The sequence below is a fragment of the Nonomuraea sp. NPDC054003 genome (assembly GCF_055585125.1).
Genome location: NZ_JBVJKR010000008.1, coordinates 49,882 through 62,921, shown reverse-complemented (window position 1 = coordinate 62,921; position 13,040 = coordinate 49,882). Strand labels below are relative to the sequence as shown.

12 protein-coding genes are annotated in these 13,040 nt (G+C 70.6%); 7 read left to right on the top strand and 5 right to left on the bottom strand.

All coding sequences use genetic code 11. The features are described 5' to 3' along the window. Positions 1–55: 55 nt before the first annotated feature. The gene (locus tag ACZ6YG_RS21780; protein ID WP_466019047.1) at positions 56–1,798 is read right to left on the bottom strand and encodes a hypothetical protein; all 1,743 of its coding nucleotides are present in this window, start codon (positions 1,796–1,798) and stop codon (positions 56–58) included. A gap of 233 nt (positions 1,799–2,031) precedes the next feature. Between ACZ6YG_RS21780 and ACZ6YG_RS21775 the strand changes: the two genes are divergently transcribed. Then, positions 2,032–3,033 (top strand): hypothetical protein, encoded by a 1,002-nt coding sequence (locus ACZ6YG_RS21775; protein WP_466019046.1) that lies wholly within the window; start codon positions 2,032–2,034, stop codon positions 3,031–3,033. 53 nt (positions 3,034–3,086) lie between these two features. Here ACZ6YG_RS21775 and ACZ6YG_RS21770 read toward each other — a convergent pair whose 3' ends face one another. Continuing rightward, on the bottom strand, positions 3,087–4,241 hold the full coding sequence (locus ACZ6YG_RS21770) for an RNA-guided endonuclease InsQ/TnpB family protein (protein WP_466019045.1): 1,155 nt from the start codon (positions 4,239–4,241) through the stop codon (positions 3,087–3,089). Between the two features lie 24 nt (positions 4,242–4,265). On the opposite strand from ACZ6YG_RS21770, the gene tnpA reads away from it, so the two are divergent. The 6 genes from tnpA to ACZ6YG_RS21740 all read left to right on the top strand — a co-directional run bounded on the left by tnpA (position 4,266) and on the right by ACZ6YG_RS21740 (position 10,444). Then, on the top strand, positions 4,266–4,694 hold the full coding sequence (gene tnpA / locus ACZ6YG_RS21765; protein WP_148034034.1) for an IS200/IS605 family transposase: 429 nt from the start codon (positions 4,266–4,268) through the stop codon (positions 4,692–4,694). Positions 4,695–4,834: 140 nt separating this feature from the next. Further along, the gene (locus ACZ6YG_RS21760) at positions 4,835–5,362 is read left to right on the top strand and encodes a hypothetical protein (RefSeq protein ID WP_148034035.1); all 528 of its coding nucleotides are present in this window, start codon (positions 4,835–4,837) and stop codon (positions 5,360–5,362) included. Positions 5,363–5,371: 9 nt separating this feature from the next. Continuing rightward, positions 5,372–6,535, top strand: a complete 1,164-nt coding sequence (locus tag ACZ6YG_RS21755) for a macrolide family glycosyltransferase (RefSeq protein WP_466019044.1) — start codon at positions 5,372–5,374, stop codon at positions 6,533–6,535. A 98-nt stretch (positions 6,536–6,633) separates the two neighbouring features. After that, positions 6,634–9,141 carry a glycoside hydrolase family 9 protein gene (locus tag ACZ6YG_RS21750; RefSeq protein WP_466019043.1) on the top strand — a complete coding sequence of 836 codons (2,508 nt, stop codon included), beginning with the start codon at positions 6,634–6,636 and terminating at the stop codon, positions 9,139–9,141. A gap of 71 nt (positions 9,142–9,212) precedes the next feature. After that, positions 9,213–9,824 (top strand): DUF998 domain-containing protein, encoded by a 612-nt coding sequence (locus tag ACZ6YG_RS21745; RefSeq protein WP_271278449.1) that lies wholly within the window; start codon positions 9,213–9,215, stop codon positions 9,822–9,824. After that, positions 9,821–10,444 carry a TetR/AcrR family transcriptional regulator gene (locus tag ACZ6YG_RS21740; protein ID WP_466019042.1) on the top strand — a complete coding sequence of 208 codons (624 nt, stop codon included), beginning with the start codon at positions 9,821–9,823 and terminating at the stop codon, positions 10,442–10,444. The genes ACZ6YG_RS21745 and ACZ6YG_RS21740 overlap by 4 nt, the downstream gene beginning before the upstream one ends. Here the strand turns inward: ACZ6YG_RS21740 and ACZ6YG_RS21735 are convergent. The 3 genes from ACZ6YG_RS21735 to ACZ6YG_RS21725 form a co-directional block, all read right to left on the bottom strand. Then, positions 10,441–11,046 carry a hypothetical protein gene (locus ACZ6YG_RS21735; protein ID WP_466019041.1) on the bottom strand — a complete coding sequence of 202 codons (606 nt, stop codon included), beginning with the start codon at positions 11,044–11,046 and terminating at the stop codon, positions 10,441–10,443. The two genes, ACZ6YG_RS21740 and ACZ6YG_RS21735, sit on opposite strands and share 4 nt — an antisense overlap. Continuing rightward, on the bottom strand, positions 11,043–11,792 hold the full coding sequence (locus tag ACZ6YG_RS21730; RefSeq protein ID WP_466019040.1) for a MerR family transcriptional regulator: 750 nt from the start codon (positions 11,790–11,792) through the stop codon (positions 11,043–11,045). The genes ACZ6YG_RS21735 and ACZ6YG_RS21730 overlap by 4 nt, the downstream gene beginning before the upstream one ends. 66 nt (positions 11,793–11,858) lie before the next feature. Continuing rightward, the gene (locus ACZ6YG_RS21725) at positions 11,859–12,791 is read right to left on the bottom strand and encodes a hypothetical protein (RefSeq protein ID WP_466019039.1); all 933 of its coding nucleotides are present in this window, start codon (positions 12,789–12,791) and stop codon (positions 11,859–11,861) included. Between the last annotated feature and the right edge of the window lie 249 nt (positions 12,792–13,040).

Below are 13,040 nucleotides of genomic sequence, written 5' to 3'. Positions count from 1 at the left end.
GGCCGCCGCCCACACCTGCCACCGGGCGGCGGCCGTCACCCGGTTTCGTCGCACTTCAGGTGCCTGGTTGTGTTCCGCCAGATGTGCGGGAGCGGTGGTCGACGACGCGGTCACCGCGGCCGGGGTAGGACATGATGAGCAGCCGCTGTGCGCCCCGTTCCTCCCCCTCCCAGGGGATCTGGCTCATATGGACACGGATCCGGTAGTGCCCCTTGCCGTGGGCGGCGAGGTCGGGGAGCAAGGCGCCGGCCAGCCCGTCGTGCAGGACGATGCTGCCTTCCGGGCTGTGGTAGCCGACCTCGACGACGTGTGCCCAGCCCTTGGTCTCCATCGGCGGGCGGCGGGCGTACGTTTCGACGGTGACGCAGGAGCGGACTGAGGTGCTGGCGAAGACGATGAGGTGGCCGGGGGCCGAGGCGACCAGGTCGTTCTCCTGCGCGCGGTCCATCAGGTCGTCCTCGAAGGGGTCGGTCCCGGCTCCCTCTTCGTACGCCTGGAGGGGCAGTTCCGGCCAGATGGGACTTTTCACCACCGTCGCCTTCACGGGCTTGATCAAAGGGCGGTGACGGGGCACCTTGGCGCATTCGCGCTGCTGCGCCGCCTCCCAAGCCAGCAGTTCCCGCTGCTCGGCCTCGGCCGCCGCCTTCAGCGTGGCGGCGGCGCGAGGACAGATGCCCGCCAGGAGGGTCGCCAGGTCCGCCGGGTCGAGGCCGTCGCTCCCGCGCAGTCCTGCCAGCTCGCGCGGGTCGGCGCGGGTGTAGGCGCCGCACAGGCGGTGCCCGTAGACGATCAGCCTGCCGTCCGGCATGCCCTGCGCGAACGACGGCTTGCCTGATGTGCGTACCTCGCACACGAAGGCCCGCTCACCGGTGATCGACGGAGCCGAGGCGTCCCACCGCCGCTCGTCTTCCGCCCGCTCGCAGGCTCTTGACGTGGTGACGGGCCCGGGCACGTGGTCTGACACCGGGACCAGGACGAGCACTGCCATCGCGACGGTCCCGGCGAGCGCCGGCCTCCACGGTCCACGAGGATCGTGCCCGCGGCCAGGCGCCGGCTCCCTCGGCCGGCTCCCGAGCTCGTTCGCGGTACGGGCCAGCCATACCAACCCGAACACCTCGAACGCCCGGCTACCGATCGAGATCCAGTAGAAGGTGGCAAGGCCGTCCGGGACGAGGGTGGAAACAGTCACCGGCAAGAAGAAGTCCGCTGCCGGCACCGCTCCGAACCACACCGTGGCACGGCTCCACCGGCCGTCCCTCCCCTGGGCGACCAGCGTCAGCACCATCCAGACGAGCCACGGCAACCCGAACAGACGGAGTGAGCCGACGTCGAGCACCATGTCCGCCAGCCCGGCCACCGGACCGTACACCCCCGCCACCAGCGCGACCGTTCGCACCACCGTGGAGGCGCGGTTGAGCACCCGGTAGAGCAGCACCACCAGAGCCACCCGCAGGGCGTCCTCCAGGATGCCGACCCACCACGGCGAGGGGACGAACTCGAAGAGCAGCGACGCGTACAGGACGGCCCGCAGGAGACGAGCGTCCCCGGCCGGCTCGGCCTTCTCCTTCATGGACCGCCCGCGCAGGATCTGCCACAACCCCCAGCCCTGCAACACCCCCAGTGCCACCATCGGCAGCACCGTCGCCCACCCGCCAGGACCCTGGCCTAGGACGCCGGTGAGGAGCCAGAGATGGCCGCCGTCATCGGTCACCGCGGCGACGGCCCCCGACACGACGACCGCGACGACGAATCCCCCGGCTACCACGGCGGCGACCCAGCCGAACCTGTAGCGGCGCATCGGTCACTTCCTCGCATCTCCCGACAGGAGCGCCCGCGAAGATCAAGTCCTATCCGGCGCGGACGCCGTACGGAGGAGGTCAGGGATCTTGCTGTACGCGAGCAACCCCCACAAGTCCGGATAGAACCCGCCACACCCTAGCGGTGATTCGATCATGTTCCCGACGGATCGGGCACCCCCCGAACCACCCCTCTTGATCACGGGTCTAAGCAGGTGATCGAAGAGGGGGCGACATGCTGAAGAGATCCGTGGCCGCCGTGCTCATGGCGCTGGTGGTCGGGGTGGCGGGGGCGCCGTCGGCCGTCGCCGAGGAGAAGCCGTGGGTGAAGCTCGCGGGGACGGTCGGCACGGTCGACGACGGGCTGCCGGTGCGGCTGGCCTCGTACTCGCTGATCTGGGACGCCGGCCAGGCCTTCCACGGCTACCTGCGCGAGGGGAGGACGTTCGTCAAGACCCGGTACCGGGAGGCGCTGGTCGCGCCCGGTGGCCGGTGGGTGGCGGGTGTGCCCGACCGGCGGCTGTGGCGGGCCACCGGGAAGATCGACCTGATCGACCGCGGGACCGGCCGCACGCACGCCGTCAGGATGCCCGCTCCGGTGACCTCGCCCGAGTGGTCGGCGGACGGCGGCACCCTGCTGCTCACCGCGTACCGGAAGCACCGCGACGGCGCTCTCACCATCATCGGCTTCGTCACGCTGGACGCGCGCGACCGCGTCCCCCGCCTGGTCAGGACCGGCCCCCAGCGTCGGGTGGCGGACTGGGACATCGGCCGCGGCTTCCGCTTCTTCTTCGCCGGCCCCGGACGGGTGATGGCCCGGCACGACCACAAGGGCGGGGTCGCCGTCTACGACATGGACGGCCGGCGGCGACGCTTCTACAAGGGCGTGGGCGCGTTCGACGAATGGGCGGCGGTGACGGTCGCCTCGCCCTCGGGCCGCCTGTTCGCCACCGTTCTCGGCGAGAACGACAAGGGCCGCCGGATCGGCGTCGTCGACGCCGCGACGGGGAGGGTCGTGCACCGCGTCGGCGGACACGCCGAGTCCTTCGCCGGCTGGTACGACGAGAAGCACGTCATCGTGATGCGGGTGCGCGGCAGGACGCAGATCTTCCAGCGCGTCTCCCTGTCCAGCGGAGCCACCCTGGACCTCATCAGGGAGAAGCTCGTCGCCGGGCCCGCCGAGTACGAACCCCACCTGGAGCGGGTCAACTTCGTCCGGTCAGCTTCTCAGCCCTGAAGGACTGAGCTTGCGACTCCTCGCCGTCGGTGGCTTCGACGGTCCAGTCCGCGTCAGGCAGCGTGACTCACTGCCCAGCTGGTGACACCGCGTGCGGCGATGTTACGAGCTGCGTTGACGTCGGCGTGCTCAGCGAAGCCGCACGACGTACAGGCGAACTCGGCCTGGCCGGGCCGGTTGTTCTTGTCCACGTGCCCGCAGGCCGAGCAGGCCTGCGAGGTGTAGGCCGGGTCCACCCAGACCAGAGCGACACCGGCGCGGGCCGCCTTGTAGGTGACGAAGTGGCCGAGCTGGTGGAAGCTCCATGAATGCAGCGTGACCCGCTGGGGCTTGCGGAGCCGTACCCGGTCGCGGATGCCCTGGAGATCTTCCAGGGCGATGCCGCGCCCGGTGCGTGCAGCCTCGGTCACGATGCGCTTGGCGATGGTGTGATTGATGTCGGCGGCGAAACGCGCCTCAGCGCGGCGTCGTCTCTTCAGCAGCCGTTTCGCGGACTTGGTCTGCTTGGCCTGCAGGCGGCGGCGCAGTTCCCGGTGGCGGTGACGGACCGCGTTCAGGGTCTTGCCGCTGTGACGGACACCAGCACCGGTGCTGGTGGCGGTGGTGGCGATGTTGGCGATCCCCAGATCCACCCCGATGAATCCGTCCGGGGCCCGCACCGACACGTCCGGCAGGTCGCAGGTGGCGATGAGGAACCACATGCCATCGCGGTAGACGAGGTCTGATTCGCCCTTGCGGTGAGCGGCCAGCGTGCCGAGCTGATCGGCCGAGGCGGTGAACGCCACACCCTTCATCCGCCCGCCCACGGTCCAGATCGACACCGTGCGGGCGTCCATCTGCCAGGACAGGCAGCGGTCGTCGAACGGCTGGGCCGCGCCGGGGCGAAACATGATCGGCCTGGCCAGGACCCGCTCACGCCGCGCGGAGCCGGGCCTGCCCAGATTGCCGTTACGGAGGTTGGCGTGCAGGGTGGTGTAGGCGTCGGCGACCTTCTTGATGACGTGCTGCGCGGCCTGGGCCGCCAGCCCGTACCCGTCCTTGATCTGTCCGTAGGCGTGCTTGCGCAGGTCGTAGTTGCGAAACACCCGCCGGTCGTGGGCGAGCGCCGCCACCCAGGTGGCCGCGTCGTTGACCGCGCGCAGTGTCGCCTTCAGCGCCGCCGCCTGCTCGGGCGTCGGCAGGAGCTTGACCTGCACCACCAGCTTCACCTCGAACACACTAGCATTAGGTCCATGTCACCGAGATGGACACCGGATTCTGAGGTGAGAAGGGGGCGAAGCGTTGTCTACTCGCTTCATGCGCATTTGGTCTTCATTCCGAAGTATCGGCGAGGTGTGTTCACCGACGAGATTCTGCGTCGCTGCGAAGGCATCATGATCGAGGTGTGCGACAGTTTCGGAGCGGAGCTGGCCGAGTTCAACGGCGAGGAAGATCACGTGCGCCTGCTCGTGCACTACCCACCCAAAGTCGCCCTCTCGACGCTGGTGAACAGCCTCAAGGGCGTGTCCGCCCGGCTCCTGCGCAAGGAGTATCCGGCACATATCCGTAAGTACCTGTGGGGCGGGCATTTCTGGTCGCCGTCGTACTTCGCCGCCTCCTGCGGCGGCGCACCCCTATCGATCATCGAAGAGTACATCGACAAACAGAGACGCCCGGGCTGAGCCGCTCGACGGCCGGCCGGTCACCACCGCTCGGGCCTTGGCGGCCCTCCCTAGCTGTCGTTTCCTCCCGGGCGTGAACGCCCGGGGTCCCACGCCAGATCACGCTGAACCGATCCCGCCTGCGGCACGTTCCGGTAGGCATGATGATCCGATTTCTGGCCGTGCTGACGCTGGTGGCGGGGTTCCTCGTGGCGGGCGGGGGCACGGCGCACGCCTGCTCGTGCGCGTCGCGCGAGCCGGCCGAGCGGATGCGTGACGCCGATGTCGTCCTCACCGCGACGGCCACGGCCGTACGGGTGGACGAGCCGATGCTGAACGGCGGGCGGGTGACGGCGACGCTGCGGGCCGACCGCGTGTACAAGGGCCCGGAGCGGGACGAGTTCGAGGTGGTCACCAGGGCGCAGGGGCCCGCCTGCGGCTACGCGTTCACCGAGGGGACCCGTTATCTGGTGTTCGCCCGCGAGGGGGACGAAGGGCTGACCACGTCGCTCTGCTCGGGCAACGAGGTGCTGGCGCCGGGTGCGGGGCCGACGGCCGTGGCGGCCGGCGCCGCTCCGCGGGCGACGCAGCCCTCGGAGCCCGTGTTCCCCGTCGCGCTCGCCGTCCTGACGGCGGCCGCGACGGTGGCCGTGCTGACGTGGACGTTGACCCGGAAGCACGGTCAATAGGATCACCTTATGAGCAGCGCCCACATCGCGATGGTCGGCATCCCCGCCATCAGTCACGTCCTGCCGAGCATCGAGGTGATCGGGGAGCTGGTGGCGCGCGGGCACCGCGTGACCTACGCCAACGACCCGGTCGTGGCCGAAATGGTCACCGGCGCGGGCGCCGAGCTGGTGCCCTGCACCTCGACGCTGCCCGTCGCCGACCACGACTGGCCGGACGACCCGATCGCGGCCATGCGGATCTTCCTGGAGGACAACATCCAGTTGCTGCCGCAACTGGAGGCCGCGTACGACAAAGACCCGGCGGACCTCTACCTGTACGACATCGGCGGGTACGCGGCGCGGGCGCTGGCCGAGCGGCAGGGACGGCCGCTCGTGCAGCTCTCCCCCTCCATGGTCGGCTGGGACGGCTACGACGAGGAGGTGGCGGCGCACCTGTGGCAGTTGCCCGGCGCGGACGCCTACCGGGCGCGGTTCGCCGAGTGGCTGGCGGGCAACGGCGCGACCACGACCGACGCCGACGCCTTCTCCGGCCGCCCGGCCCGCTGCCTGGCGCTGATCCCCCGGGCGATGCAGCCGCACGCCGACCGGGTCGACGCCGGGGTGACGTTCGTCGGCCCGTGCAAGAAGCCCACCGGCGCCTGGGAGCGCCCGGCTGGGGCGGCGAACGTGCTGCTGATCTCGCTGGGCACGGCCTACACCCGGCAGCCGGAGTTCTACCGGCAGTGCCTGGCCGCGTTCGGCGACCTGCCCGGCTGGCACGTCGTGCTGCAGATCGGCAAGCACACCGACCCGGCCGAGCTGGGTCCGATCCCGGGCAACGTGGAGGTCCACTCCTGGGTGCCGCAGCAGGCGATCCTGGAGCGGGCGGACGCGTTCGTCACGCACGCGGGCATGGGCGGGTGCGGCGAGGGCCTGCTGGCCGGGGTGCCGATGATCGCGGTGCCGCAGGCGGTCGACCAGTTCATGAACGCCGACCGGCTGGTGGAGCTGGGCGTGGCCCGCCGGATCGACACGGCCGACGCGACGGCCGGCGCGCTCAGGAGCGCCCTGGCCGAGCTGACCGCCGACCCGGAGGTGGCCGGGCGGCTCGATCGGCTGCGCGAGGAGTCCCGTGCCGAGGGCGGCACGATCCGGGCCGCCGACCTCATCGAGGCCGAACTAACCAGGGTGTGAAAGTTTCACCGCCGACCAGGGCGGATGTGACGGTCCGTTGACGGGGCGGCACTGACACCAGAAGATCCTGGGAGCGCTCCCAAAACCCGAGGATCCCCATGATTCGACGCCTGGCCGCCGCACTGGCCTTACTCACCGCGTTCGCCCTGGCCACTCCCGCGCACGCCGCCGACGAGGGCCCGGAACAGATCGTCAACGGCACCTTCGACGAAGGCACCGGCCCCTGGTGGGGCACCGGCAACCTCACGCTCGGCGTCGACGACGGCCGGATGTGCGTGGACGTCCCCGGCGGCACCGCCAACCCGTGGGACGTCATCATCGGCCAGGACAACCTGCCGCTGGTCGAGGGCGAGACGTACGCGTTCTCGTTCTACGCCTCGGCGACGCCGGCCAAGGTCGGCAGGGCGCTGGTGCAGCTCCCGGTCGACCCGTGGACGCAGTACCTGTCGGCCGCGCCGGAGATGAGCGTGTCGGGCAACGTCTACCGCTACACCTTCACCGCCCCCGTCTCGCTGCCGAACGCCCAGGTCGCCTTCCAGATGGGCGGCAGCGCCGAGCCCTGGAGGTTCTGCATGGACGACGTGTCGCTGCGGGGCGGCGCGGAGCCCGAGGAGTACGAGCCGGACACCGGCCCCCGCGTGCGCGTCAACATGGTCGGCTACCTGCCGTCCGGCCCCAAGAACGCGACCGTGGTCACCGAGGCGACCGAGCCGCTCAAGTGGGAGCTGAAGGACGCGTCGGGCCGTACCGTCGCACGCGGCAAGAGCGACCCGCGCGGCGTCGACGCGAGTTCGGGACAGAACGTGCAGAGCATCGACTTCAGCGGCCACCGCAAGCCGGGCGCCGGCTACACGCTCACCGCCGACGGCGAGACCAGCCGCCCGTTCGACATCGCCGAGAACCTGTACGACGAGATGCGGGTGGACGCGCTGAAGTTCTACTACACCCAGCGCAGCGGGATCGAGATCCGCGACGACCTGCGGCCCGGCTACGGCCGCCCCGCCGGCCACGTCGGCACGGCGCCCAACCGGGGCGACACCTCCGTCCCCTGCCAGCCGGGCGTCTGCGACTACTCGCTCGACGTCAGCGGCGGCTGGTACGACGCCGGAGACCACGGCAAGTACGTGGTCAACGGCGGTATCTCGGTCCACCAGCTCATGAGCCTGTACGAGCGCGACAAGGCCGCCTTCGCGGACCGTCAGCTGCGCATCCCGGAGAGCGGCAACGGCGTCCCCGACGTGCTGGACGAGGCCCGCTGGGAGCAGGAGTTCCTGCTGAGCATGCAGGTCCCGCAGGGCGAGCGGCTGGCCGGCATGGCGCACCACAAGATCCACGACGCGCAGTGGACCGGGCTGCCGTTGATGCCGCACCTGGACCCGCAGCCGCGCGAGCTGCACCCGCCGTCCACCGCCGCCACGCTCAACCTGGCCGCGACCGCCGCCCAGGCCGCCCGCGTGTTCGCCCCGTACGACACCGCGTTCGCCGCGCGCAACCTGGCGGCGGCCCGCCGGGCGTGGGCCGCGGCCGTGGCGAACCCGGACCTGCTCGCCGACCCGAACGACGGCGTGGGCGGCGGCGCCTACTCCGACACCGACGTGAGCGACGAGTTCTACTGGGCGGCCGCCGAGCTGTTCATCACCACGGGCGAGAAGGAGTTCGCCCAGTTCGTGCTGGCCTCGCCGCACCACACCGGCGACATCTGGCGCGAGCGCGGCTTCGACTGGGGCAACACCGCCCAGCTCGGCCGCCTGGAGCTGGCGACGGTGCCGAACGCGATCCGGGACCGCGAGCGGGTGCGCCGCTCGGTGCTGGAGGGCGCGGAGAAGTATCTCGCCGTGCAGCGCGACCAGGCTTACGGGCAGCCGTACGGGCCGCCGGACTACGACTGGGGCTCCAACAACCTGGTGCTCAACAACATGGTGGTGATGGCCGTCGCCTACGACCTGACGGGCAAGGAGAAGTACCGCGCCGGCGTGCGCGAGGGCATGGACTACATCCTCGGCCGCAACGCGCTCAACCAGTCGTACGTGACCGGCTACGGCGAGGTGTCGTCCCAGAACCAGCACAGCCGCTGGTACGCCCGCCAGCTCGACGCGTCGCTGCCCAACCCGCCACGCGGCACGCTCTCCGGCGGGCCGAACTCGGCCATCCAGGACCCGGTCGCCCAGCGGCTGCTCCAGGGCTGTGAGCCGCAGTTCTGCTACGTCGACCACATCGAGTCGTGGGCCACGAACGAGCTGACCATCAACTGGAACGCCCCGCTGGCCTGGATCTCCGCGTTCCTGGCCGACCGGTCCGGTCACGCCGGCTGCGACGTCCGCTACACGGCGCAGGGCGGCCGGAACTTCGTCGCGCACGTCACCGTGCGCAACACCGGCGGCAAGTCGCTCGACGGCTGGAATCTGCGCTGGTCGTTCCCCGGCGCCCAGCGTGTCCGTGACTCCTGGGGCGCGGCCGTCTCACAGGACGGACCTGTCGTGACCGCGAAGGGCCACGGCAAGCTCCGGCCCCGCGCCACGGCCGCCTTCGGCTTCGCCGGCACCGCCCCCGCCGGCCCGAACCCGTCACCCGAGGTGTTCCACGTGAACGGAGACCGCTGCCGCTAGAACGCGAAATCAGTCCGACTGGTCTAAAATCAGGCCATGCGACCTGAAATCAAGACGGACGGACTGGGCTCATGACCACGACGGTCCTGTGGCTGGGCACGCTGGGCTCGTGGCTGTTCGTCGTCACGTTCGTGCTGGACGGCTGGACCCGGCCGGGATACCGGCCGGTCCGGCACGCGGTGAGCGCGCTGGCCCTCGGGCCGCGCGGATGGGTGCAAGGGGCCAACTTCATCGTGTGCGGCGCGGCGATCACGGCGGGCGCGGTCGCCGTCGCGGGCGCCCTCGGCAGCGTGCCGCTCGCCGTCGTGATCGGGGTGTTCGGGCTCTCGCTGGTCGCCTCGGGCGTCTTCCCGATGGACCCCATGCGGGGCTACCCGCCGGGAACCTCCGAGGAGACGCCCACGGAGGTGTCGACGGCGCACAAGCTGCACGACTACGCCGGGGCGCTGGTCTTCTTCGCGCTGCCCGCCGCGGCGCTGATCGCGGCGTTCGTCCTGCCCGAGACCGGGTGGAAGTGGTACTCGGCCCTCACGGCGGCGGCCGGGACCGCCGGCTTCCTGGCCTTCGGGCACGCGTGGGAGACCGACCACCCGAAGGCCGGGCTCGTGCAGCGCGCGACGATCGTCGTGGGCTGGGTCTGGCTCGGGCTGCTGTTCGCCCATGCGGCGGACGTGTCGGGATGAGCCGGCCGGGCCACGAGCCGCCGGGGCGGAAGCGGCCGTCCTTCATCGAGCAGGCCCGGCGGGCCCAGATCGTCGAGGCCGCCGCCGAGGTGGTGGCGGAGGTGGGCTACGCCCACACCTCGTTCGCGCGGATCGCCGAGAAGGCCGGCATCAGCAAGAGCGTGATCAGCTACCACTTCGGCAGCAAGGACGAGATCCTCCGCCTGGTGGTGACCCGGCTCTTCGACCGGGGCTGGCAGCACATGGAGCCCCGGATCGCGGCCGAGAAGACGGCCGCCGGGCGGGTGCGCGCGTGGATCGGGTCGCAGCTGGAGTTCTTCCAGGCTCATCGCGTCGAGTTCCTCGCGATGAGCGAGATCATGGCCAACCACCGCGGCGAGGACGGCTCGTACGCCTACTCGGACGAACTCGCCGAGGAGGTCGACGGGATCGCCGAGATCCTCGCCCAGGGCCAGCGCGACGGCGAGCTGCGGTCCTTCGACCCGCGCGGCGTCGCCAACATCATCGTGCGCTGCGTCGACGGCGTGCTGGAGTCATGGGCGATGGACCCCGGCGTCGACCTGGACCAGCAGACCGCCGTGCTCCTCGATTTCATCGACCACGCCATCGGCGCGGGCTAGACCGCCTTCTCCTGGGCCGGGCGCAGCGCCGCCACCAGCGTGGCCGGCTCGTCGGCGAAGAAGCGCACCGTGGTGACCTCCGCCTCGGCGCCCAGCGGGCGGACCGCGGTGACCGGCTCCGACAGCTCCACCACCACGTTCACCTGCGACGCCACCGCCACGGTCAGCCGCTCGTCCTGGACCCCGACCAGGCCGGCCTCGTTGTAGGAGCGCACCGGGCGCACCGAGGCGACGAGCTCGCGCGGGATGCGCAGGTCGAAGAAGGCGCCGTACCTGATCCGCAGCTCGCGGCCGGTGACGACGTGCGGCCGGGTGACGCAGGCGGCCACCACCGCGAACCCGACGAGCAGCCCGTACAGGTCGGCGACCAGGATCGGCACGCGGATCCAGGCCGGCACGTCGAAGGCGCGCAGCACCACCTCCACCACCACGACCTCGACGGCCATCATGACCAGGAGGAGGATCATCGTCGCGGACTGGGCCCTGGAGTAGGACACCGCCAGCGCGCCGGGCGGCACGCCGTCCCTGCGTCGGGCGACCCACAGGGCGAGGCTGGCCATGCCCTTGGCGTCGAATCCGGCGATCCTGCGCAGCACCCTCACGCCTGCTCCTTCAGCATGCCGACCATCAACCGGAACACCTCGCCCTGCGCGGGTGTCAGCTCTTCGAGCATGGCGTCGAGCCACGGCCCGCCCTCCGGCGGCAGGTGCTCGATCACCCCGCGCACCAGCTCGTCCGGCATGTGCGCGGCCAGGTCGGCGGCCAGCTCGCGGACCCGCGGATCGCCCGGCTCGGCGTCGGCCAGCCCGTCGAGGCGCCGGTAGAGCTCGTGCGCGCGCTCGCGCATGCCCGGCTCGGCGAGCGGCCGCATCAGCTCGACGATCTCGTCGCGCATCCCGGGATCGGCGACCGTGTCCATGAGCGTGAGCATCTCGCGGTCCATCTCGGCGAACGTCGACCCCTCCGTGTCCAGGTCGCGCAGCACCGCCGCCATGTCCGGGGAGACCGCCGAGTCGGCCCGCAGCTCCCCCTCCTCCAGCAGAGCCGCCAGCCGGACCCGCCGCGCCGCGATGAGCTCCTGCTGCCTGGCCAGGTCGGAGTCCAGCTCCAGGAGCACCTCGCGCAGGTCCCTGCCCCGGTCGTCGGCGAGCACGTCGCGGATCTCGTCCAGCGACAGCCCCAGCTCCGCCAGCCGGCGGACGCGGGCGAGCAGCACGGCGTCGCGCAACCGGTAGTCCCGGTAGCCGCCGGCCGTCCGCGCCGGCTCGGGCAGCAACCCGAGTTGGTGGTAGTGCCGCACGGTCCGGGTGGACACCCCGACCAGCGCGGCGAGCTCGCCGATCCGCATGCCCTCATTAGAGACCTTGACGCTACGTCAAGGTCAAGCCGGGATGATCGGGGGGATTCGCTCAGCCTAGCGGACGCACCCCTGGACGAACGTGGGCGCGCAGTTGGTCGGGGTGTTGCCCCGCACGATCGACCGCGTCAGCGTCACGGCGCCGGGGGCGCCCTCGTTGTCGATGCCTCCCGGGGCGTTGTTCGCCGTGTTGCCGTTGACGATGCTGCGGATGATCGACGCGGTGCCGGGACCGAAATTCGCCACGCCCCCTCCGACGGTGCCGGCCGTATTGTCGTTGACGACGCTTCCGGTCACCACCAGGATTCCGTCGCTGGCTATTCCTCCGCCTTTCTCCCCGGCGCGGTTGTTGTTGACGACGGTGTCGATGAACGTCATTCTCCCGTCATTGGCCGCGCCGCCGCCGTTCCTGGTCGCGGTGTTGTTCTGAATATTGCTGTTCGACACGTTGACGACGGCTCCGGCGACGCCGCCGAGACCACCGGCAAAGGTGGCGGTGTTGTTCCGGATGAACACTCTGTTGAGGTTCGTGGTCCCATTGTTGACGGCGACGGCTCCGCCGAATCCTCCTGGGGAGGTCCTCGCGTCACCGCCGAGGAGCTTGACCCGGTCGAGGTTGAAGTCGCTGTTGACGGTGAACAGGCGGAACGCATCGGCCGCCGGGTCCCGCTGGATCGTGCTGCTGCCCCCGCGGATGGTGAGGGGCGCGTCGATGGCCGGAAGCGGGCCGGTCAAGTCGTTCAGGACGTATCTGCAGCCGGGCGTCAGATAGAGCGTCGCGCCCGACGCGGCGTTGTCGATCGCCTTCACCAGTGCGCGCCCGGAGCACGGTACGCTCGCCCCCGCGCCGGCCGCCGGCGCTCCGACCGCGAGCGCGGCGGCCGAGAGAACGGCGCCTCCGATGATGGTGCGAATTCCGTTTATATACATCGAGCCGTTCCCCCGAATCGGACTGATGGTGAAATGAGTCGCATTGAGCGTGATGGTCATGCCCATGACACAGAAGCCCTACACGTAAGACTTATCGGACATAGACATGAAAGCAGTTCATTTCTCACATAGTCACTATTCGGGGCCGTTAACCTCGATCTTTCTCGACCTTGAGTTGGTCGGCTGAGGTCTTCGGCTGGAGATCGATTTCCTCGCTGTGGTCAGCGTGGCTGCCCGGCTGTCGCGCCGGGTGGGCGGGGTTCCAGGGCCCGAGGGTTCCTTCCTGGTTCGTGGGGATGGTTTCGTGCT

Excerpts from the sequence above, each read along its gene's own strand:
- ACZ6YG_RS21725 (WP_466019039.1), bottom strand. The coding sequence starts at position 12,791 with ATGACCATCACGCTCAATGCGACTCATTTCACCATCAGTCCGATTCGG.
- ACZ6YG_RS21750 (WP_466019043.1), top strand. The coding sequence starts at position 6,634 with ATGATTCGACGCCTGGCCGCCGCACTGGCCTTACTCACCGCGTTCGCC.
- ACZ6YG_RS21760 (WP_148034035.1), top strand. The coding sequence starts at position 4,835 with ATGATGATCCGATTTCTGGCCGTGCTGACGCTGGTGGCGGGGTTCCTC.
- ACZ6YG_RS21740 (WP_466019042.1), top strand. The coding sequence starts at position 9,821 with ATGAGCCGGCCGGGCCACGAGCCGCCGGGGCGGAAGCGGCCGTCCTTC.
- ACZ6YG_RS21775 (WP_466019046.1), top strand. The coding sequence starts at position 2,032 with ATGCTGAAGAGATCCGTGGCCGCCGTGCTCATGGCGCTGGTGGTCGGG.
- ACZ6YG_RS21755 (WP_466019044.1), top strand. The coding sequence starts at position 5,372 with ATGAGCAGCGCCCACATCGCGATGGTCGGCATCCCCGCCATCAGTCAC.
- ACZ6YG_RS21730 (WP_466019040.1), bottom strand. The coding sequence starts at position 11,792 with ATGCGGATCGGCGAGCTCGCCGCGCTGGTCGGGGTGTCCACCCGGACC.
- ACZ6YG_RS21745 (WP_271278449.1), top strand. The coding sequence starts at position 9,213 with ATGACCACGACGGTCCTGTGGCTGGGCACGCTGGGCTCGTGGCTGTTC.
- tnpA (WP_148034034.1), top strand. The coding sequence starts at position 4,266 with ATGTCACCGAGATGGACACCGGATTCTGAGGTGAGAAGGGGGCGAAGC.
- ACZ6YG_RS21780 (WP_466019047.1), bottom strand. The coding sequence starts at position 1,798 with ATGCGCCGCTACAGGTTCGGCTGGGTCGCCGCCGTGGTAGCCGGGGGA.